We start from the raw sequence: 20,700 nt of genomic DNA on the forward strand, positions 1-20,700 counted from the left end.
GACTCCATCATGAATGCCCCCATCCCCGCCACCAAGAACGGCATCAACCCCTTGCTGCAAGCCGACTTCTACAAGACCGGCCACCCCTTCCAGTACCCCAGGGGCACCAACAAGATCCTGGCCAACTTCACCCCGCGCTCGGCCCGGCTGGCGCCGGTGCTGCCCGAATTGTTCGACAACAAGATCGTCTGGTTCGGCCTGCAAGGCTTCATCAAGGAAATCCTGATCGACCTGTTCAACCGCGAATTCTTCGGCAAGCCCGCCGGCGCGGCCGTGCGCCAATACCAGCGCCGCGTCGACAATGCGCTCAGCAAGGGCGCGGTCACCGTCGATCACCTGCAGGCGCTGTATGACCTGGGCTATCTGCCGCTGGAAATCCGTTCCCTGCCCGAAGGCGCCCGCGTCGACATCCGCGTGCCGCCCGTCACCTTCGTCAACACCAGGCCCGAATTCGCCTGGCTGGTCACCTACATCGAAACGCTGTTCAGTTGCGAATCGTGGAAGCCGTCCACCGTGGCCACCATCGCCTTCGAATACCGCAAGCTCCTGACATACTTCGCCCGCCTGACCGGCAGCCCGATGGATTTCGTCAACTGGCAAGGCCACGACTTCTCGATGCGCGGCATGGCCGGCCTGTACGACGCGCGCAAGAGCGGCGCCGGCCACCTGCTGTCGTTCACCGGCACCGACACCATTCCCGCCATCGACTACCTGGAAGACCTGTACGGCGCCGATTCCGACCGTGAACTGGTCGGCGGCTCGGTGCCCGCGACCGAACACTCGGTCATGTGCCTGGGCAGCAAGGAAGGCGAAATCGAAACCATCCGCCGCCTGGTCACGCAGGTCTATCCGGCCGGCATCGTGTCGGTGGTGTCGGACACCTGGGACTTCTGGCAAGTGGTCACCGACTTCGCCGCCGCGCTGAAGCCGGAGATCCTGGCGCGCCAGCCCGATCCCTTCGGCAACGCCAAGGTGGTGTTTCGCCCGGACTCGGGCGATCCCGTGAAGATCCTGACCGGCTATTTCTGCGCCGACGTCCCCAGCATCGAAGACACGGCAGCCCTGGCCGCCGCCCGCCGCGACGGCTTCGAAGCCGTGCGGGATATCGAGACCGGCCGCTACTGGCGCCTGGACGACGACGCCCGCGCCAGCCAGGCGCTGCGCGAGGCCGAAGCCAAAGGCGCGGTGCAATGCCTGTGGAACATCTTCGGCGGCGTGGTGACCGAGCGCGGCTACAAGCTGCTGGACCCGCACGTCGGCCTGATCTACGGCGATTCGATAACCCTGGCGCGTGGCCGCGACATCCTGGTGCGGCTGGAAAGAAAGGGTTTCGCGTCGGGCAACGTGGTCCTGGGCATTGGCTCGTACACCTATCAATACCTGACGCGCGACAGCTTCGGCTGGGCGCTGAAGGCGACGTATGCCGAGGTCAATGGCGAACCGCAGGAGCTGGTCAAGGACCCAGTCACCGACTCCGGCGTGAAGCGGTCGGCCAAGGGCTTGCTGCGGGTGGATGAAACGGCGACGGGCTATGTGTTGCACGACCAGCAGACGCCGGAGCAGGCGGCTGGCGGCGCGCTGGTGCCGGTGTTCCGGGATGGGGTTCTGCTGGTGGAGCAGGATCTGGCGCAGATCCGGGAACGGTTGCAGGGGTCCTGGGTTTGTCCGGAGCCGGGGAGCATTGATTGGGGACGGCGTTGATGAGGCATACGAAGCAGCCGGGACTTCGTCCTCGATAAATCTGGGAAAAATGGAAAAACTGAAAAAAATTGGCTAAGCTGGCAATCAACCTGACTGTTCGCCTGAGGAGATGACCATGGGCCTGCCCACCCGAAAGTACCAGGCAACCCCCAAAGATGTCCGGGCGATTGTCAATGGAAGCTATCCAGGCGATCCCCACGCAGTGATCCAAAGCATGGCGTCCACGCTGGCCAAGGAGCTTTCCCCGCTCCAAAAACCTGGCCACACGGATGCCCTGCTGAGCATTCTTGTGCGACAGCTCGAAGACTGGTTGGGATGTGACGCAAATCTAGCGCTGCCTGAAGAAAAGGCGACCGCGCTGCCAGTTACCATGTGGTCTCCCGCCGAGGTGGTGGCCAAGCAAAAGCTGAGCGCGTTGACGACCCTGTATCGATACGACAAGGCCGGCAAGCTCTATTGCGTGAAGCCCTCAGCGAAGCAGAACGGGCGCATGTTCCCGGCCTGGCAGTTCGTTGATCCGGTTCCCAGCCTTTTGCCGCACGTCATCACCGAGTTGCGTGGAGTGTTGCAGTTCGAGCTTCATGCTTTTTTCGTTACCCAGCAAGACGACCTCAATGAACTATCACCCGCGGAAATGCTGGCGGGGCTGCCGTTTGAAAATCGAGGCGCAGTATCGCCCGCACAGGCGCGACTGCTCTCGCTTCCAACGGCAGAACGGTTGCAGCGGGTTCTGGCGCTTGCACGGTATGCAGGAAGGGGCATGACTGATTGAAATCGGTCGTATGCCATTTGATGAACCAACGCGTTACGAGCCGCCGTCTCACCTACAGGCACTAGTTCCCAGTACCGCCGCCCTGCTGGCCGCGCTGACCCATTCCGTCGAGCGGCTGGCGGCGGGCACCGTTCTATACCGCACGGCCGGCGACGCAAGATACCTGTTGCCGGAAGTCCTGATCAACGTTTATCGGTTCGGTCCACCGATGGCGTTGCGTCAGGGGGAAGAGCCACTGCCTTACGCTTGGCTCTATCTCGCCCGGGACCTCCCTACCGCTATTTGGGAAGGCCAACTCGTCCGAAACGACGCCACGCGCGCGGGGAATTTCTATATACCTCCATCGGCAGTGGAAACCGGCGTCATCGGCACCCTGGCCTTCGCCCGCGACCTCCGCATTTGGAACCTGTCAGGGGAAGCGTGTGCAAAGCTTGGCATCCACGACACGATCTCATCGAGCGACTACGAGGCGTGCCATTGGATCGGCCATCGCCTTCGCGAAGCCATGATGAGCCGTGAACCGGATGCGAGGCCCGATGGCTTCTGCTATCCCTCCAGGCGGGTGCGGGGGCATCAGGCGATCGCCATCCGCAGCGACATTCTGCCCGACCTCAAGGCAGGCGCCCTGGTCACGCACGAATCATTCGGGAAAAGCGCTGCCTACGAAGCCCTGCGCGCCGATGCGCTCTGCGAACCTGCGCCGAGCGCAACGCGGCCCATGCTCCGCCAACGTTGAAGGGCGCAAAAGTAAACCCGCTCTTTGGGAGGCGTTCCGTTCTGGTAGGCACGAGGCGTGCCAGGATGGAACCGCCCCGACGCCCACCGGCCGGGAGCAATGCCCCACCCTACTTCCCCACCGCCGGCGGCACATGCGGCAGAAACGCCCCCGCCACCTCGAACGCGCATTCCTCCCGCGCAATATCGATCACCCGCGACACCACCGGATTGACGATGCTCTTCTTGTGCACCGCGTAGTAATTGATCGTCGGCAGATCCGGCTGCACATCCAGCTGGCACAGCGCCCCGCGCTCGACCAGCGGCGCGAAATACGCTCCCGGCAGGTAACTGATGCCCAGCCCCAGCATGGTCAACTGCGCCATCATGCCCAGGCTGTTGCAGGTCAGCACCCGCTTGACCGACAGGCCCTGCTCGGCGAACCAGGCATCGTATAGATGCGACAGCGCCGAATTGGTCGGCTGTGAAATCACCGGGTACGGCGCCAGGTCCTGCGGCGCCAGCCTGGCCGAGAAATCGATGTCCAGCGACGGGCTGGCCATCCAGACGTTCGTCACCGCGCCCAGGTGGACGCAGTCGTACTGGTAGCTCCAGAACGGCCCCGGCATGATGGCCAGGTCCAGCTGGTCCTGCTCCAGCCGCTCGTACAGCGTGATGCCGCCATCGATCTCGGGCATCAACTGCACCTTGGGATAGCGAAGGCTGATCTGGTTGACCAGCCGCGCCAGCCAGGTCATGCCGACCAGCTCGGTCACGCCCAGCCGCACCACGCCCTCGAAGCTGGCCGGATCGGCCATGTTCTGCACGATGCGGCTGTTCAGGTCCAGCATCTCGCGCGCCAGTTCGAACAGCTTGCGGCCCTGGGCCGTCAGCACCAGCTTCTTGGCGCGGCGCTCGAACAGCGGCGCGCCGGCAAAGGCTTCCAGCTCCCCCACCCGCTTGGCGACCGCCGACTGGGTCGTGTGCAGCTTGCGCGAGGACGCGCTGAAGCTGCCCAGTTGCGAGCTCCAGTAGAACGCCTCCAGCTGTTTGAGGGTGTACATCGCGGCGGTGGATGTGAAATGCATGAAGAACCCTCGCATTATCGTCGACGCGGGCGCGGCTGCGCGCCCGCCCTACCCCCGCGGATGCAGAATATCCGCCAGAAACCGCTGCGCCCGCGGATGCTGTGGCGCGCTGAAGAAGCGCTCCGGCGTATCAACTTCCAGGATTTCGCCCGCATCCATGAACACCACCCGGTCGCACACGTCGCGCGCGAAACCCATCTCGTGCGTCACGCAGACCATGGTCATGCCGTCCTTGGCCAGGCCCTTCATCACCTGCAGCACCTCGCCCACCATCTCCGGGTCGAGCGCGCTGGTGGGTTCGTCGAACAGCATCACCGGCGGTTGCAGCGCCAGCGCGCGGGCGATCGCCACGCGCTGCTGCTGGCCGCCCGACAGCGAGCCGGGATAGGCGTCGATCTTGTGCTCCAGCCCCACCCGCGCCAATAGCTGGCGCGCCAGTTCGGTGGCCTGCTTGCGCGGTTGCTTGCGGATGTTGACCGGCGCGAACACCACGTTATCCAGCACGCTCATGTGCGGAAACAGGTTGAACTGCTGGAACACGAAACCGATCTTCTGGCGCAGCGCGTTCAGGTTGACGCCCTTGCCGTAGATGTCGGCGTCGTCGATCAGGATGCGGCCCTTCTCGATCGGTTCCAGGCGATTGATGGTACGGATCATGGTGGACTTGCCCGAGCCCGACGGCCCGCACACCACCAGCACCTCGCCGCGCGCGACCGACAGGTCCACGTCCTTCAGGACGTGATGCGCGCCATACCATTTGTTGACTTTCTCAAGCTTGATCATGATGAATTCCGATAAGCGCCGGCTCAGGGCCTGTTCTCGCTAAAAGGGGCCTCGCACGGGCCCTAGGCCATGGCGCGCTGGCGGCGGATGCGCAGGTCCAGCCAGGACAGGCCGCGGCTCAGGCTGAAGCACACCAGGAAATAGATGATGGCCAGGATGCCGAACACCTGCAGCGGCTTGGTCAGCACCACGTTGTTGACCTGGTTGGCGGCAAACGTCAGTTCGTTCACGCTGATCACATACCCCAGCGAGGTCTCCTTGATGGTCGAGACGAACTGGCTGGTCATGCTGGGCAGCACGTTGAACAGCGCCTGCGGCAGCACCACCCGGCGCATCGTCGTCCAGTAGCCCACGCCCAGCGAGCGCGAGGCCTCGATCTGGCCGCGCGGCACCGCCTCGATGCCCGAGCGGATCACCTCCGACAGATAGGCGCTCTCGTACACCACCAGCGCCGCGATCAGCGTCCAGAAGCCGCTGATCACCTGCCCCGTCAGCTTCGGAATGACGAAATAGGCCCAGAAGATCAGCATCAGCAGCGGCATGCCGCGCACCACGTTCACCAGCGTCTTGCTGGCCACGCGCAGCCAGCCAAACGGACTGACCCGCGCCAGCGCGATGGCCAGCGCCAGCGGCAGCGACAGCGCCAGGCCGCACAACGCCAGGATCAGCGTCAGCGCCAGCCCGCCCAGCGGCCCATTGGGGTATTGGCCGACCAGCAGCGTCGGCCAGTATTGCGACAGGAGATCAAGCACCGTGGCCTCCCCGGTTCAGGCGGTAGCGCGCATAGATGCGCGAGCCGATCAGCATGATGAGGAAAGATCCCAACAGGTACATGAGGGTCGCCGCGCCAAACGTGGCGAAGGTGCGGTAGGTCTCGTTCTCGATCTCGCGCGCCTGGTAGGTCAGTTCCATCACGCCGATGGCCATGGCCACGCTGGTGTTCTTGAACAGCAGCAAGGCGCGGCCCACCAGCGGCGGGATGGAAATCCGCACCGCCTGCGGCACGATCACGAAGCGCATGCATTGCAGGTAGCTGGCGCCCAGCGCCCGGGCCGCCTCGAACTGCGTGCCCGGAATGGCGCGCAGCCCGCTGCGGATGTCCTCGGCGATGTAGGCGGCCGACCCCAGCGCCAGCGCGATCGCCGCCAGCGACATCTCGGCGTTGTGCTGGTACAGCCACATCCGGAAACCCTCCGGCAGCAGCTCGGGCATGCCGAAGTACCAGAACAGCACCTGCACCAGCAGCGGCACGTTGCGGTGGTATTCCACATAGGCGTCGACCAGCCAGCGGCACGGCGCCAGGTTGGTGGCGCGCACCACGACCAGCGTCACCGCGATCGTGAACGCCATCACCCAGGACACCAGGAACAGCTGCAGCGTCACCACCATGCCGCTGGCCAGCAGCTGGTATTGCGAAGCGTCAAGTAAGCTCATTGCGCGGGCACCGGCGCTCAGCCCGCGATGGGGCCGATCTTGAAACCGCGCTCGAGCTTGTACGGCGTCTGCGGGCCGAACCACTTGTCGAACAGCCGCGCGGCCGCGCCCGAGCTTTCCGCCTCGTCCAGCGCCTGGTTCACCACCGTCAGCATGCCCGGCTCCGACTTGCGCACGCCCAGGCCCCACGGCTCGTCGAACACCGACTTGGCGATCACGCTGACCGGCGCCGTCGGCGGGCTCTGCAGCACCAGGCGCACCAGCACCAGTTCCGACGCGAACTGCGCGTCCACCTTCTTCTGCTGCAGGGCCAGATACGTGGCCGAGCTGTCGCCGTAACCGATCACCTGCGACTTATCGAGAATGCGCTTGATCTCGCGTTCCGAGCTGGACCCCTTGGTGGCGCCGATGCGGTGGCCGTTCAGCGACTCAATCGTGTCCAGCCCCGAATCCTTGCGCACCAGCAGCTTCTGCGGGCTGACGTAGTACGCGTGGCTGAAAGCGATCTGCTGGGCGCGGTCCGGCGAATAGCCCAGGTTCGCCGCCAGGATGTCGACGCGCCCCTCGTTCAGCTCCGGCACGCGCGCCGCCACCGACAGCAGCTTGTAGCTGATCTTCACGCCCAGCTTGTCGGCCACCAGCTTGCACACGTCCACGTCATAGCCCACCAACTGGCGCGTCGCCGCGTCCTGGAAACTGAACGGCTGCGACGTGCCCAACGTGCCGCAGATCAATTCGCCGCGGGCCTTGATGTCCGCGACCTGGTCAGCGCGGGCGCCAGCGCCCAGCGACAACGCGGCCAGACCCAGGCAGGCGGCGATAAGTGAATGGCGTTTCATGGTGATTCCCCTTGTGTTGTGGTTTGAACAGAAAAACGGAACCGGCCCGCTCGTTGGCGGGCCCGGGAACAACTAGACGAGCTTGGCGCAAGCCTCGCGGATGCCCGCGCAGCCCTGCCGGATATCGTCCAGCGAAGCCGCGAACGACAGCCGGAACGTGCCCGGCGCGCCATAGGCATGGCCGTCGATCACCGCCACGCCAGCCTCGCGCAGCAGGTAATGCGTCAGGTCGGTATCGGTGCGGATCTCGACGCCTGCCGGCGTGTGCTTGCCCAGCAGCCCCGAGCAATCCGGAAACACGTAGAACGCGCCCTGCGGCACCACGATCGCCAACCCCGGCGTGCCGGACAGCTCCGCCACCGCCAGATCGCGGCGCTCGCGGAACACGCGGGCGAACTCCGTCACGCAGTCCTGCGGCCCCGACAGCGCCTCCAGCGCCGCCGCCTGGCTCACCGACGACGCGCCCGACGTGCTCTGCGACTGCAGAATCGCCATGGCCTTGATCAGCTCGTCCGGCCCGGCGCCGTAACCGATGCGCCAGCCCGTCATCGCATAGGCCTTGGACACGCCATTGACCACCAGCGTGCGCGCCGCCAGCGCTGGCGCCACCTGCAACGGATGCACCGTCGGCGCGTCGGTGAAGTTCAGCCGCGCATAGATATCGTCCGTCATCAGCCAGACATGCGGATGGCGCTCGAGCACCGCGGTCAGCCCGCGCAGCTCGTCGGCAGTGTAGACCGAGCCCGTCGGATTGCTGGGCGCGTTCATCATCAGCCACTTGGTGCGCGGCGTGATGGCGCGCTCCAGCGCCTCGGGCGTCAGCTTGTAATCCGTGGCCGGCGTGGTCGGCACCGTCACCGGCACCCCGCCGTTAACCAGCACCATGTCCGGATACGACACCCAGAACGGCGCCGGAATCAGCACCTCGTCGCCGTCGTTCAGCGTCGCCGCCAGCCCGTTGAAAATCACCTGCTTGGCGCCCGTGCTGACAATGATGCGCGCCGCCGGGTAATCGACGCCGGTCGCTTCCAGCAGATGCGTCCGCGCCGCCTTGCGCAGCGCCACCGTGCCCTGGGCCGGCGGATACTTGGTCTCGCCCCGGTTCATCGCGGCCGTGGCCGCCTGGCGGATATGCTCCGGCGTCGAGAAATCCGGCTCGCCGATCGTCAGGTCGATAATGCGCCGGCCCTGCTCGCGCAGCTCGGCGATGATGGCGCGCGCCGCCACGCTGGGCGACAGCTTGATGCGCTTGATGCGGTCGGCGACGATGCTGGCGGCTTGCGAGGGCTGGGGTTGCGGCTGGGTCGGGGTTTGCGTCGGAGTTTGGGTCGGGGTGTGGTTCACTTCGCGGCTCCCGTCTTCTCGGCCAGCGTCTTTTCCAGCCAGGGCTTGGTGTAGGTACCGGCGCGCAGCTTCTCCTTGGCCACCGCCTCGTCGGCTTCCTTCTTGACCGCCAGCGCCAGCACCGCCGCGGCATGCTCGGCGGGAATCACCACCACGCCGTCGGCATCGCCGACCACCACGTCGCCCGGGTTGACCACCTGGCCGCCCACCGACACCGGCACATTGATCTCGCCCGGACCATCCTTGTACGGCCCCTTGTGCGACACCGCGCGCGCAAAGCAGCCGAACTGCCCCTGCGCGAAGACGTCCAGGTCACGCACCGCGCCGTCGATCACGAACCCGGCAATGCCGCGCCCCTGCGCGTCCATCATCATCAACTCGCCGACCAGCGCATTGCTGGTATCGCCAGCGCCATCGACCACGATCACATCGCCCGCGCCACCCAGCGAAATCGCCTTGTGGATCATCAGGTTATCGCCCGGCCGCGTCTTCACGGTCAGCGCCAGGCCAACCGTACGCTGGTTGCCGGCGTGCAGCGGACGCAGCCCGCTGACGCCGTACAGGCGGTTCATGCAATCGCTGATCTGGGCCGAGCCAATGGCGGCAAAACCGGCCAGCACGTCAGCGGCGACGGCCGGCGCGGGCCGGGGAAGAATGCGGTATCCGATGGGATTCATAGCGAGGAATTTTCTTGAAGGCGTGAACGGCAATAAGCGAACACGCATTACAAGGCCTCGCGGGGCGATCCTCAAAACGATATAAATTCCCGGTTATGTAGGAATTATTTTCGTGGATGTTATTGGATCGAGGGGGGAGCGTTGTGGGTGGGATTGGAAGCTTCCCTTTCGTCGTCGGGTCGCAGGGCCTGGTCGAGCATGGCTTCGGTCAGGGTGCCGAGGTGCTCGCAGAGGCTTTCGACGCCGCCCATCAGGGCGCTGATTGCCCAGGGGTCCAGCGGTGGGGAGCCGGTGGCGTCGGGTTCGGATGCGCTGTTGCCGACCATGCGGGCGATGGTCTGGATGGCGTAGCGGGTGCGGTCTAGTTGGTGGAGGTGGGAAAGGGAGACGGGGCCGGATTCGCGGTCTGTGTCTATTTGCCAGGGGTTTTGAGTGAGGGGGTGCAGCATGGGCTGCCTCCTATAGCGAGTGGAGAACCCGCCTCCCCGCTTCCAAACGGGGCGGGCGGGCACAAGACAGGGTTGGAAGACCGGAGCTATAGGACCCGGCGTGCGCAAGCGCACCCCCGTCCAGGCCCGCCCATAGGGACGTGCGTAGACGCTGGACATGAAAATGCCGCCTGAGCGGCGGCTGTCCGCCTATAGCTTACCCGGCTTCCATTCCGGGACTACCGTTGGTGCGGTAGTGGGGGGAGTATACGGGAGGTGCGGCCGGTGGTGGGTCTGGGAGGGACAATTTGGCTACTTGTGTACGCGCACAGAGGATCATGTTAAATGACGGCTTTCGACCCGAGGCGGTCATTGAGCGCCTAGTTGTCGCCAGATTGAAATCTCCACGAAAGCAGGTGTGATTCATACTGGCTGGCTTCGGGGCACGAGCAACATTCAAGAGGGAAAAATGAGCAAAGCAGGCATCCAATCCAACCGCGGAGATGGTTACCAAACTCTTGTTGCCCTTGATTTGGCTTTGACCCTTTTATCAGATCCGGAGTATGAATGGCTCGAGGTTGATTCAGTCAAGTGGTTGGTGGACGATGTGGTGCTTGGAAAAGCAGACGGCAGCAAAATTTGCTGCCAATGCAAAAAGAATCAAACATCGTTCAAGGCGTGGTCAATAGTCGACTTGAGCAATGAATTGCATAAAGCGAAGAGCCTGCTTACCAGCGATGACACAGCGCTAGTTCGTTTTTATTCACGCAACAATTTTGGCGACTTGACAGCGTTGCACGAATTTAGCACCAATTATGCCGACGAATCTGCCTATCAGGCCTATCTCGGCCTAATGCATCAGGAGACGGATACACAGCTGGAAAAACTACTTTCCCAGCAGGCCCCAAAACTCTCGACATACACATTCCTGAGTCGAACAAGCTTTGAGGTTAGCCCCGACTTGGACCGTATGCAGGCACTGCTGCACGAACGTTTACGCCGATTGGTAAGCAATCCTTCAGCGGCTTATAATGCCCTGTGGACACGTCTAGATTGCCTTGGAATGCGAGTCAACGGCAATGCCCACAACTCCGCTGCACAACATCGACTCACCAAAGCAGATCTCGTAGACCTCCTGAATCAAGCTGGATCAATGCTGACCCCCTCCGTAGATTTGAGGGAAGTTCGAGCTTCATTCCAAAGCACCTCTGCCATTGGTCGTATATGGCGCAGAGATATTGGCAACGAGCGCATTCCAAGCACGCTGGTCAACGATATCCTCGCAGCTATTGCAGCCAAGCATCGCTCCATTCTACTGACCGGATTGCCAGGCTCGGGCAAAACCTGCGTGATGCTTGCCTTGCAAGATGAGTTGGAGCGGCTCGCCCAAACCCGCTCAAACTTGCTGCCGCTATTCATTCAATCACGCGAGTTTGCGGACTTTACCACCGTACAAGATCGCCAAGCTCAGGGGCTATCCGAGGACTGGGTGGGCAAGGTTGCACGCATGGCAGAGGATGTCCATGTTGTGGTGCTTATTGATTCCTTAGATGTTCTGTCCATTGCCCGAGAGCATCAAGTTTTGACATATTTTCTGGCTCAAATTGATAAGCTCCTTCTGATCCCCAATGTCACCGTCACCACAGCCTGCCGTGACTTTGACCGTCAATACGATCGGCGCATTGCTCAAAGAACGTGGGATGAAGAATTCACTTGCCGGCCATTGAGTTGGGAAACGGAAATTACCCCACTGCTTATCAAGCTCGGCATTGATACTTCCGTCACTGATGCAGCCACGCGCGAGTTAATCCGCAATCCGCGTGAACTGGCTTTGTATGTGGAACTGGCGCAGCAAGGCGGCAGCTTCAATGTAGTGACAAGCCAAGCATTAGCGCAGCATTATCTGACAACGATCGTTCAATCCAATAGCGCGCTGGGAGATGCTGCAATGCAAGCCATCGAAGCGATGGCCTCGGAAATGCTCAGACTGCGCAGCTTGGCGGTGTCCCGGCAGCGATTTTCTGCATCTGAAAAAACCCTGAGGGCGCTGCTCAGTCACAACGTACTGATTGCAATGCAGGGCGGACAATTGACGTTTGGGCATCAAACTCTGCTGGATGTACTGGTGACAAGTGGGGCAGAGCGACACGGTGTAAGTTTGAATGCGTTCATTCAAAACTTGCCGCCCGTGCCTTTTGTGCGTCCCAGCATTCGCAACTTTATTACGCAACTAGCCACTAGGGATCGACGCGAGTTCCGAAAACAATTGCGCACCGTTTTGATGAGCTCACACGCCTTCCACATTCGCCGCCTAGTGGCGGAGTCTTTTTCTCAGCAAGTACCTCAGGATGAGGACTGGCCATTAATACGCGACTTAAGAGCTACGCATCGCGAAGTTTTTCAGGTTATCTATACCCAAGCAATCCGACCGGAATGGCACTACTTTTGGCTCAAGCATCTGGTTCCGATGTTGAAAGACTGGCGGGATATGGACGGACTGACGACACATGTGCACCGGGTGTCACAGTGGAAAAACGACGATGCAGCGGGCGTAGTCGCGTTCTGGATTGAGGTGCTGACCATGGACGGGGTGGATAAAGCCCACTTTGTCCATTCAATGACACATGACATCACCCAAATTCACGCTAACCATTTGGCGCTGTTTGAGCCTTTGCTGCTGATCTTGCTCAAGTTACCGCGGCAGGAACACAGCTTTCTTGGGCACGCGCTCGCACACTGCATAAAATCCGGCAATCTAGATGATTCCGTGTTGTGGCACTACATTGCGGGCGAGATCAGCAACGAGGATGTACTGGGATATCACTTTGGCTCGAAGCTACATTGCCAGTCGCATGAATTTGGCAATAGCCACGACAAGTTTCTTGCAGATCGAATGCAAAAGTCCACCACTCTACTGGACATGGCCATTGTTTCTGTTGAGCAATGGAGCCAAATCATACAGTTACGGTATGGAGAAACACCAGTAAGCTACTGGAGCGGATTCCTACGCAAAACGTCTTACAATGACGTGCACAGCGAAGTCGAGTATCGGCATGTGGGTAGCGAACGCATCCTTCTGGACGCGATTGAATCTGCAGTCTTGCACCATGCAAACACCAATTCCGATTGGTGGCGAAATAACCGTGAACGTTTATGTTTCAGCGCCGAAGGTGCATTACGTTATTTCGCCATCCTTGCGTGCACGGCGACATCAGCAAGCAACCTCGATGTGATTGGACGCCTGTTGCACGAAAAACCGCTGCTGCAATCAATTCTTTCCTATGAATTGGGCACGCTGATACAAAGCTCATTTGCGCAGCTTGACAGTGCGGCGCAAGATGCGATTCAAGCGATCATTCTAGGCCTTCATCGGAAAGACGCTGCCGACCCGAGGCGACGGTCATGGATGATGAAAATGCAAGCGCAGCTGATTCTTACTATCCCATGTCATCTGCGCTCGTCTGCCAGTCAAGCGGTGCTAAATGAATGCGAAAAATCGTTCTGGCCCGTAGAGCGCCAACCTGACATTGGTATGCGTAGTGGCATGGTGAGCGCACCTTTTTCTTTTGAAGTTTTTCTTACCGCAAGCGATGACGCAACGCTGCGACTATTAGCCCACTATAACGGGCACGATCGGAATTCATTTGATGATTTTCTAGTGGGTGGAGAAGAAGAAGTTGGCGGACAATTGCGTGAGGCCGCTTCACGTCAGCCCGAACGCTTTTTGCGCTTATTGCAAATACGTTGGGCACAACTCCCCAAACGTTTTCGCGACGACATCATGGACGGCGTCGCCGCCTATTTGGCTTATCGCCACGGCAGCTTGCAAAGCCAAAACGGTTGGTCAGCCATTGAGGAGCCAGATTCCGATGCATTGGCGCGGCACATCTTGGATGAATTGGAAAGACACCCCGCCCACTGGCACCACAACCGAATCGCGTCGAATGCGTTGCAAGCATGTGCACACGTACTTAAAAGCACGCTGTCTGCTGAAAGGCTGGTGTTTCTGACGATCGATTTTTTAACGCTTAGGGAAGAGAGCTCCATTTCTGGAGATTCCGTCGATTTGCTTACTATCGGCATTAATATGGCACGTGGTCACATTGTGGAGGCCCTGATGATCATGGCCACTCAATTGCACGAAAACAATTTGGCTTGGCCTGAATATCTAATGCCTACGTTGCGCCAATTTGCCGCCGACGAGCACCCTGCTATCCGCAGCCTGATTCTGAGGCGCTTGCCTTATTTACAGAGCCTTCAACCAGATCTCGGTTGGGAACTGTTCGATCTTGCCATGCAAGAAAACACCACCGGACTTTGGGCTACGGCGGAGCCGTGCCTGTATCACGCTTACCACCAAAATTTCGGCATTGTTGCCCCATGGCTATCACGTCTCTACCACGATGGGCAAGATAAAGACTTGGAAACCTGGGGACGCATATCAGCCCTGGCTGCTTTTTCGAAAAATATTGAATTCCCCGCCTTTCTCTCTGAATTAATATCGAGAAATTCCGGCCAAGCTTGGCGTGGCGCAGCAAGCGTTTGGACACACCCCGGCAATATGCAGCAACACCGCGATCAATGTATAAAAGGTATTCAGGAGGGCTTAAGCGCTGCGAATTCCGAAGCTGCCGCTGTAGCGCGCAAATGCAGAAGCCTTTTTAGAGAAAAAGCACCGCTTGTTTCAGTGCCAACTGAACTGATCAGGCGTTGCTTTACCTTGCTTGAAGCCGAGACTGAATCCACACAAAGAGATGTATATGGATTCGACGAATGGTTAAACGCTACATCAGTTCGTGATCCGATGTCAGCGCTGGAATCCACTGAGATTTATCTGAACTATATTCGCCGAGTAAGCCCGTATCTGTATGACCATGAGAACAATCTGACACAGCTTCTGACCCGCCTCTTTGCACAGGCCGAAGAACAGGAAGAGTCAGATGGGGGGGCCATGCTGCAACGTGTGGTTGCGGTGCAGGATACGTTGCTGGCTTTGGGAGTGAATGGAGTGAATGAGTGGCTTAAGGATGCAGAACGGCCATGATCGATCTGCCCTGAAGTGGTGCCGGGCATGAGCATCATGTAATGCTGAATGTTGGCTGTTTGATAATGGGGTGCGTGGACCTAAGCCTCCTCCGGGTAGCCAGCGTGAACTCAGTCTAAGCAGAAGCGGTCCATGGTGAGGCGGAATTATTAGAAGTTTTAGAATTGTGGTCTGACACTTTTTCCTAAGTGACGCACTGTTCCATGATTTCGGCAACCGCAGTTAACTGTGCTTGAGAGGCTTGGTAGAAATGAATTTCAGTTTGGCTCAACGGCCATTTTCCTGTTTCTTTGCGAATTAGATACGCAAATTCGGCCTCAACCGTTTCGAGTACCCGAAGAAAAGGTTTGCTCTCTTCCGGAAAGCACCAAACTATGAGGCGCAAGGGAGATTTCACATTCTTCCATTTGTAGCCATGATAGCCACCTTTACCTTTCGCCTTGAGTCCCAAGTTGATTCGTGCAGCCATTGGCCTATTCGTCACGCCCACGTAATGAACATCTTTTTCGCGAGTAATGACATAGAGCTTAGGACACACCGTAGTTGCCGGTAGAACAAAACCCGAGCGCAGCGAACCCTCCAGTACTGCTTCATAGCCTGTCGACGGAGTCAGGGTAAGTTTGTAAAAGTGCGGCTTCGGGAGCTTCATGAATGCATCAAACGAAATGGTGTAAGGCTGGGGCTTTTTTGGTGGCGAATGGTAGCCCGCCACTGTTTTTGAAGCTAGGTCTTGCGAGTTAGTATCTTACGAACGAATTCAAGGGATTGAGGATGGTATGACATTTGCGGTGCCTGAACTTGTCAGGGACTCCTGGGTCGTCCAAGGGCAAAGTTCAAGCCACAAGGAGGCGAAAGCGATAAAGGACGAAAGGCTCATTCGTCGGGAACGACCGAAATTCATCGATAAGACGCTCCACGTGAGGAATGACCTCAAGGTTTCGAACAGTCTTTCCCGAGCCGATAGCACAGAGAAAGGAGAAGATCGGAATGTCCGAGGCATTTTCGGAGGGCGAGGCCTCGCTCGTGTATCTCGGTGCTCCACTGCTGCTTTTTCTGGGGATAAAGATTATCGAAATCTGCGCCCCGCAGTCAGCAAGACCTCTCTTCGGTATTGGATTAGTGGCCTGGATTTTAGCTCCAATCGTCGTAGCATTTCGAGGCATGAAGTTCGGAGAGGTGCTAGGGGTGTTGCAGACGTGATATGCATTATGGGCGCTCTCTTCCTGCTCGGATTAGTTTTCCATCGTCGCGCACGAATTTTTCGTCTCATGACGATCTCAAATGAGCAAGAAAACCTCGATAATCGCAGGACCACTTCGGGTCGAAAGCGGCCAAACAAGGTTGGCGCCTTCCGGACCTTTGCTGTCGTCCGTGCTCCGTGGATCTATATCCATTGCGCCGCGAGGGCCGCCGCTCAGTGGCCGGCTGCTGTCTTAGCTATTAGCTAAGAGTGGTCCTTTGCGGATGCACTTCCAACTATGCCCTTTGCACAGTAAGCTGACATTCGCATGCGCTCAACCCATGGGCATAACAGTCCAGTTTTCGAATGCGGTTCAGCTCAATTGATCACTGGGTTCGGAGCCACACTACGACGCTAGCTGCGCGCTTCGTACTCACCCATTAGAGAGATCGAGGAATGAGTAAAGAACGCTACCCAAATGACTTGGCGATCTCACTTGACGATTTTCTTGCTTCTGGGTGGAAGCAGGCGCTAGGCCAAGCATCTCGCGAAGGCTACTCGGCAATGTGGCAGGTTTTTTCAGCGGCCGCACGCAGCTCGATCGAGCAGGGCCATCATAAGCATGGAAAGGTGCTCTGGCTGCTTGCCGATGCCTGCTCGATGATGCTTTCGCCGTCGAGTCCGAACGAGCCCTTCAAGCCCTTTGCTGTGCTCCATGATCGCCGGTCGGTCGTTCCGGATGACCTTTCCGACGCGGACATCCTGTTCTTCGCAGAGATTGTCGATGCAGTAGACGACGATTGGCTGAAGGCACGGCTCAGCGATCTGGTCTGGCTGAAGGGTAAGCCTCGCAACACTGCATTCGCACTGAAGGCCATTGACGCCTACCGATGCCTTTCGCTCGACACGGAAACATGGATACACGGTGGGCGAGACTGCTGGCCACGCGCCATCAGCCTGGCGCAGATGCTCAGGGGCGGTGCTGGCGACCGATTGGCGAAAATGGAGGCGACTATCGTCGTTGCATTCAACGCAGCAACCCGCGCTAGCGGCTTCCTTGGGCTCTGGTTGGCCGACCTTTTAAAGTCGAGTGGCCTGGGACGAGCCCACCGAGTAGAGGTGGCAAGGAAACTAGAAACCTTGGCCCAAGAGTTCGATGGAGAAGGAGATCTGCACAGGGCGCGAGAGTATTTCTCTGCGGCCGCCAACTGGAACAAAGCCATCCCCGACGAGGCCAAAGCGGCCGAAATGATGGCAGCCGTCGCCGAGGGCTGGGTTAAGGAAGCCATCGCACGAACCGCGTCGGCAAGTCCAAGCCACATGGTGGCCGCAACTTTCTACGAGAATGCTATCCAGACTTATCGAACGATTCCCAAGGCTGAGCGCGCGACACACCGAGTGGATGAACGAATTGCTGAGCTGCGAGTTCACCTGAACGACTCAGGTGAAAGATCGTTGGGGGAGATGGGCCTGATACGGACACCCGGTGTCGATATAACCCAGATCGTCGAGAACGCAAGGAAATCCATCACCGGCAAATCAGCGCAAGAAGCGTTGCTCGCATTTGCAAATCTGCATGGTGGTGTAAATGCGAAAGAACTGCGCAGCAGTGCGCTGGAAAGGATGCGCCAGCATCCCTTGCAATCACTCTTTGCCGTGACCGTGATGAGTCGTGATGGCCGGGTCATTGCCAAGCGTCCCGCGATGAGCCTACGTGGAGAGTTGACGGAGGACGATGAGATAGCCATCCGCGCCGAGATGATCCGCGACTACAGCATCCTGGTCAGCATCGTGGTGCAAGGCGACATTTGGCCAGCCTTGGAAGTGCTTCTGTTGGAACACCATTTGCGCGAGGCTGATTTCCTCAACTTGGCACGCCACTCGCCTATCGTACCTAAGGAGCGTACTGGGCTTTTCGGCAAGGCGCTGTTTGCCGGTTACGAGCGTGATTTCGTCACCGCATTGCATCTCCTCATTCCACAAATCGAGCACTTAGTACGCGTGCATCTCAAACAGGCCGGGGCAAGGACCGCGAATCTCGACAAGGATGGGATTCAGAACGAAAGCGGAATGAGTACCTTAATGGATTTGCCGGAAGCCGAACAGGTATTCGGCAAAGATTTGGCTTTTGAACTCAAGTCACTGTTCTGCGATGCCTTCGGCCCCAATTTGCGCAACGAGCTGGCCCATGGGCTGCTCGACGAGGATGGGTGTCATTCACCGTTTGCCATCTATGCATGGTGGCTGGCATTGCGGCTCACCTTCAATACATGGTGGAACGCCGCTCGTAGGATCGAAGTTCGGGAGGACGCCACTAATGAGGGCCATTCCGAACATGACGAGGCCGCAGCCTAGGACCACATATTTGGCAAAATAGTGACCATCTGCTAATGGACTCTAACCTACTGCTTGGATCGCGAAATGCCTGTGACAGACCGGAGTCGCTGGGCCACCAGAACCACTCATATATGCTGAGTAGCCGCAACTGACGGCTCAGCTGCCGGTCGACTCACAGGGTGAGTTTTGCTAATCGAAGTGCTTGCTTCCTTATGAACTACTATTGCCTGCCATCTTGACGCGAGACTGCTTCGCATCACAAAGCGGTCGGAAGTAGATAAACGGCGGATGCCTCTTGCGAGCCGACAAGCGACCGGCATTACGGCGCATTCGTGGCGATCCATCCAAACTCTCGTAACGCGAACCCCAGACTCTGTACCGCGAGGTCTGCGTCGTCCTCGTCGGGTGTGCGGCTCTGACGGCGAAGGCGCTCATTGTCTTTACCGCGCGCGTGCAAGCGGGCGATCAGGCTGGCAATGGCCTTGATGCAGTGGTTGTCGTCAGACACCTTTTTTGTCAGCTCGCCTAGATCCTCGGTAAGCACCGTGTGCGGTTTCCCGTTTTCCTGAACCAGCCAACGGGCGAGGCAGACTACCAGGGTGTTGCGGCATTGATCGATCACCGAAACGGGGGATTCCCGATAAGCGGCGTCCGCCGCTCTGCCAAGGGCGCTCGTGACATCGGCACGGAAATTCACATTGATTTTCCCCAGATCGACATCTGGCAGCGCACCCAAGTAGCTGCGAGATTTCAACGTCACCAACACCGCACCACTGACCGAAAATTCCGCCTGGACGACTTGCCATAACGACCAGGATTCAGCCGTTCCGAGCGCCAATGTCGCGCCGATACCGGCTCTGGGTAATCCAATCAATTCCCGACACGGCTCGTAGGGATATACCGCCCGAAGGAATCTAAACTCATCCACTCTATCCGCCTTCGGAACCGCCGTAAGTTCCTGGGGCGGATGGTCAATAATCTGGGCTGCGGGCCAAGGTTTTTGCGTTTCTGGCTGATACAGGTTGCCGCGCCTCAATCGGGACGTGGGATCAAACGACAATTCTTGGAATATCCAGTGCTTATTACTCAACACTCCACCGGAGGGAAGGTCGCTCGCTTGGAATTCTCTCGTCACAGAAGTCGCCTGCGTGACAGCAGAACCAAAAGGCATTGTGCGATTCGCTGAATCCTTACCCATATAAATGTGCATAGTCTGCACATCAATTGCGAGTTTCATTCTAGATATCTCCGAGGGCGATTGAATGGCGGTTACCCATCCATCCCTAAACGTTGTTATATGCGAGCATAACTAAATCTGTTGCTTGCGCAGGATAGTGTACTGATAGACATGCCCGCTTTACATATCACATACCCCCAATCGACCTCGTTCATAGGCTATGTCGTTGAACGGCTGGCAGTTTTCTCCGCAGCCGTCGCGCTGGCGGGGTTACCTGCGCGATGCGGGTTGGCCGTATCTAGGCGCTACGGTATCCAGGGTGAGGACGTGGGTGCTCCTAGCTCGCTATAAGCGGAGATTTCCTTGACCGCCGTTCCAGTGTTCGGAATTCTGGCACCGTACGAGCCTTGGTTGCGTAAGCAAATGGCCAGACCGTCTTCATTACTGGTATGCATTCTGTTCCGGCCGTATTAGTCCCGCGTATGCTGCAGGGAGGCCTTCAGACCTGCCAGCACTCGGAGGGTTGCATTTGTCATTCGCTCGCTGGCCAAGGCATGGCCTTGTATATCCAGTGCGGCTGCAACGCGACTGATGCACTGGCATGTCGCGTCTACCAAATCGCGTAGCTCATCAATAGTAATTCCGTTGGCCCTGTATATGTCATCCCGCGAAAGACCGAACGAATTATGAACAACGGACTGGCTGCGGATTTCCATGATACGTTCGACTTTCGGACGCAAGGGGGTCAAGGTTGCCTCGATTTGTGCGGCGACCTCTGGCCTTCCCTCTTGCTCCAATGCCGCTCTTAGCGACTGAAAGCCTGCCGAACGAGGATCTCTGTCGAACATCTTTGACAAGGCCAGCATAAACAGCGTGAAATAACCCGGACTGGCTGCGTAGAAGAAATCCGAATATTCCCAGTGTTGTATAGTTGATTCGTAGTCTGGATAGGCGCGATTATTCAAGACCCACCAAATCTGGAAATAGGATCGGGCCTTGGTCCCTTCTTCGATTAGTCGCACTGTGATGTCGTTGGCTTGGCTCATATCCGAGTCTGTAATGACCCAGCAGAACCTGCTCAGTTTAAGCGGCTAATGCAAATGCCTCAGCCGGGGTCTTCATGCCGAGCGCCTGGTGTGGGCGCCGGTGGTTATAAAAGCGTATCCAGTCCCCTACAACGCG

18 protein-coding genes are annotated in these 20,700 nt (G+C 58.7%); 6 read left to right on the top strand and 12 right to left on the bottom strand.

From position 1 onward, the window contains the following. The first annotated feature begins 9 nt into the window (after positions 1-9). The 3 genes from AC6LKG_RS17335 (at position 10) to AC6LKG_RS17345 (ending at position 3,209) form a co-directional block, all read left to right on the top strand. Entirely contained in the window at positions 10-1,701 is a 1,692-nt protein-coding gene (locus AC6LKG_RS17335; RefSeq protein WP_498166235.1) for a nicotinate phosphoribosyltransferase, read from the top strand. Between the two features lie 115 nt (positions 1,702-1,816). Then, positions 1,817-2,473 (top strand): hypothetical protein, encoded by a 657-nt coding sequence (locus AC6LKG_RS17340; RefSeq protein ID WP_064523920.1) that lies wholly within the window; start codon positions 1,817-1,819, stop codon positions 2,471-2,473. Between the two features lie 10 nt (positions 2,474-2,483). Next, positions 2,484-3,209 (top strand): RES domain-containing protein, encoded by a 726-nt coding sequence (locus tag AC6LKG_RS17345; RefSeq protein WP_498166237.1) that lies wholly within the window; start codon positions 2,484-2,486, stop codon positions 3,207-3,209. 109 nt (positions 3,210-3,318) lie between these two features. On the opposite strand, the gene AC6LKG_RS17350 is transcribed toward AC6LKG_RS17345, so the two are convergent. The 8 genes from AC6LKG_RS17350 to AC6LKG_RS17385 all read right to left on the bottom strand — a co-directional run bounded on the left by AC6LKG_RS17350 (position 3,319) and on the right by AC6LKG_RS17385 (position 9,801). Further along, positions 3,319-4,275 carry a LysR family transcriptional regulator gene (locus AC6LKG_RS17350; protein ID WP_156515861.1) on the bottom strand — a complete coding sequence of 319 codons (957 nt, stop codon included), beginning with the start codon at positions 4,273-4,275 and terminating at the stop codon, positions 3,319-3,321. 48 nt (positions 4,276-4,323) lie between these two features. After that, a complete protein-coding gene (locus tag AC6LKG_RS17355; protein WP_054479247.1) occupies positions 4,324-5,058 on the bottom strand; it encodes an amino acid ABC transporter ATP-binding protein in 735 nt (244 codons plus the stop codon). A 62-nt stretch (positions 5,059-5,120) separates the two neighbouring features. Further along, positions 5,121-5,810, bottom strand: a complete 690-nt coding sequence (locus tag AC6LKG_RS17360; RefSeq protein WP_498166238.1) for an amino acid ABC transporter permease — start codon at positions 5,808-5,810, stop codon at positions 5,121-5,123. After that, on the bottom strand, positions 5,803-6,492 hold the full coding sequence (locus tag AC6LKG_RS17365) for an amino acid ABC transporter permease (RefSeq protein WP_006386293.1): 690 nt from the start codon (positions 6,490-6,492) through the stop codon (positions 5,803-5,805). Before AC6LKG_RS17365 ends, AC6LKG_RS17360 begins: the two co-directional genes overlap by 8 nt. Positions 6,493-6,509: 17 nt before the next feature. Beyond that, positions 6,510-7,331: an ABC transporter substrate-binding protein gene (locus AC6LKG_RS17370; protein WP_498166240.1), complete on the bottom strand. Its 822-nt coding sequence runs from the start codon at positions 7,329-7,331 to the stop codon at positions 6,510-6,512. 72 nt (positions 7,332-7,403) lie between these two features. Further along, positions 7,404-8,600 (bottom strand): aminotransferase class I/II-fold pyridoxal phosphate-dependent enzyme, encoded by a 1,197-nt coding sequence (locus AC6LKG_RS17375; RefSeq protein ID WP_498166256.1) that lies wholly within the window; start codon positions 8,598-8,600, stop codon positions 7,404-7,406. 71 nt (positions 8,601-8,671) lie between these two features. Further along, the gene (locus AC6LKG_RS17380; protein WP_054498853.1) at positions 8,672-9,352 is read right to left on the bottom strand and encodes an RraA family protein; all 681 of its coding nucleotides are present in this window, start codon (positions 9,350-9,352) and stop codon (positions 8,672-8,674) included. A 119-nt stretch (positions 9,353-9,471) separates the two neighbouring features. Next, entirely contained in the window at positions 9,472-9,801 is a 330-nt protein-coding gene (locus tag AC6LKG_RS17385) for a hypothetical protein (protein WP_498166242.1), read from the bottom strand. A 448-nt stretch (positions 9,802-10,249) separates the two neighbouring features. On the opposite strand from AC6LKG_RS17385, the gene AC6LKG_RS17390 reads away from it, so the two are divergent. Beyond that, positions 10,250-14,824: an AAA family ATPase gene (locus AC6LKG_RS17390; RefSeq protein WP_498166244.1), complete on the top strand. Its 4,575-nt coding sequence runs from the start codon at positions 10,250-10,252 to the stop codon at positions 14,822-14,824. Between the two features lie 184 nt (positions 14,825-15,008). Here AC6LKG_RS17390 and AC6LKG_RS17395 read toward each other — a convergent pair whose 3' ends face one another. Next, positions 15,009-15,473, bottom strand: a complete 465-nt coding sequence (locus tag AC6LKG_RS17395; protein ID WP_498166246.1) for a hypothetical protein — start codon at positions 15,471-15,473, stop codon at positions 15,009-15,011. A 338-nt stretch (positions 15,474-15,811) separates the two neighbouring features. On the opposite strand from AC6LKG_RS17395, the gene AC6LKG_RS17400 reads away from it, so the two are divergent. Next, positions 15,812-16,024 carry a hypothetical protein gene (locus tag AC6LKG_RS17400; RefSeq protein WP_498166248.1) on the top strand — a complete coding sequence of 71 codons (213 nt, stop codon included), beginning with the start codon at positions 15,812-15,814 and terminating at the stop codon, positions 16,022-16,024. 436 nt (positions 16,025-16,460) lie between these two features. Next, positions 16,461-18,359, top strand: coding sequence for a DUF4209 domain-containing protein (locus AC6LKG_RS17405; protein ID WP_498166250.1), 1,899 nt, complete (start codon positions 16,461-16,463; stop codon positions 18,357-18,359). Positions 18,360-18,660: 301 nt separating this feature from the next. Here AC6LKG_RS17405 and AC6LKG_RS17410 read toward each other — a convergent pair whose 3' ends face one another. The 3 genes from AC6LKG_RS17410 to AC6LKG_RS17420 all read right to left on the bottom strand — a co-directional run. Beyond that, a complete protein-coding gene (locus tag AC6LKG_RS17410; protein ID WP_498166252.1) occupies positions 18,661-19,578 on the bottom strand; it encodes a hypothetical protein in 918 nt (305 codons plus the stop codon). A gap of 410 nt (positions 19,579-19,988) precedes the next feature. Then, positions 19,989-20,564, bottom strand: coding sequence for an AbiU2 domain-containing protein (locus tag AC6LKG_RS17415; protein WP_498166254.1), 576 nt, complete (start codon positions 20,562-20,564; stop codon positions 19,989-19,991). Positions 20,565-20,601: 37 nt separating this feature from the next. Next, positions 20,602-20,700 (bottom strand): integrase core domain-containing protein (locus tag AC6LKG_RS17420; RefSeq protein ID WP_156525619.1); only part of this gene is annotated, 99 nt, incomplete at its 5' end.

This window comes from Achromobacter sp. 46006, assembly GCF_059761975.1.

What these genes read in the sequence shown, in the direction of transcription:
- AC6LKG_RS17350 (WP_156515861.1), bottom strand. Translation starts at nt 4,275, where the DNA reads ATGCATTTCACATCCACCGCCGCGATGTACACCCTCAAACAGCTGGAG.
- AC6LKG_RS17355 (WP_054479247.1), bottom strand. Translation starts at nt 5,058, where the DNA reads ATGATCAAGCTTGAGAAAGTCAACAAATGGTATGGCGCGCATCACGTC.
- AC6LKG_RS17410 (WP_498166252.1), bottom strand. Translation starts at nt 19,578, where the DNA reads ATGAAACTCGCAATTGATGTGCAGACTATGCACATTTATATGGGTAAG.
- AC6LKG_RS17395 (WP_498166246.1), bottom strand. Translation starts at nt 15,473, where the DNA reads ATGAAGCTCCCGAAGCCGCACTTTTACAAACTTACCCTGACTCCGTCG.
- AC6LKG_RS17370 (WP_498166240.1), bottom strand. Translation starts at nt 7,331, where the DNA reads ATGAAACGCCATTCACTTATCGCCGCCTGCCTGGGTCTGGCCGCGTTG.
- AC6LKG_RS17335 (WP_498166235.1), top strand. Translation starts at nt 10, where the DNA reads ATGAATGCCCCCATCCCCGCCACCAAGAACGGCATCAACCCCTTGCTG.
- AC6LKG_RS17405 (WP_498166250.1), top strand. Translation starts at nt 16,461, where the DNA reads ATGAGTAAAGAACGCTACCCAAATGACTTGGCGATCTCACTTGACGAT.
- AC6LKG_RS17380 (WP_054498853.1), bottom strand. Translation starts at nt 9,352, where the DNA reads ATGAATCCCATCGGATACCGCATTCTTCCCCGGCCCGCGCCGGCCGTC.
- AC6LKG_RS17385 (WP_498166242.1), bottom strand. Translation starts at nt 9,801, where the DNA reads ATGCTGCACCCCCTCACTCAAAACCCCTGGCAAATAGACACAGACCGC.
- AC6LKG_RS17400 (WP_498166248.1), top strand. Translation starts at nt 15,812, where the DNA reads ATGTCCGAGGCATTTTCGGAGGGCGAGGCCTCGCTCGTGTATCTCGGT.
- AC6LKG_RS17415 (WP_498166254.1), bottom strand. Translation starts at nt 20,564, where the DNA reads ATGAGCCAAGCCAACGACATCACAGTGCGACTAATCGAAGAAGGGACC.
- AC6LKG_RS17340 (WP_064523920.1), top strand. Translation starts at nt 1,817, where the DNA reads ATGGGCCTGCCCACCCGAAAGTACCAGGCAACCCCCAAAGATGTCCGG.
- AC6LKG_RS17345 (WP_498166237.1), top strand. Translation starts at nt 2,484, where the DNA reads ATGCCATTTGATGAACCAACGCGTTACGAGCCGCCGTCTCACCTACAG.
- AC6LKG_RS17390 (WP_498166244.1), top strand. Translation starts at nt 10,250, where the DNA reads ATGAGCAAAGCAGGCATCCAATCCAACCGCGGAGATGGTTACCAAACT.
- AC6LKG_RS17365 (WP_006386293.1), bottom strand. Translation starts at nt 6,492, where the DNA reads ATGAGCTTACTTGACGCTTCGCAATACCAGCTGCTGGCCAGCGGCATG.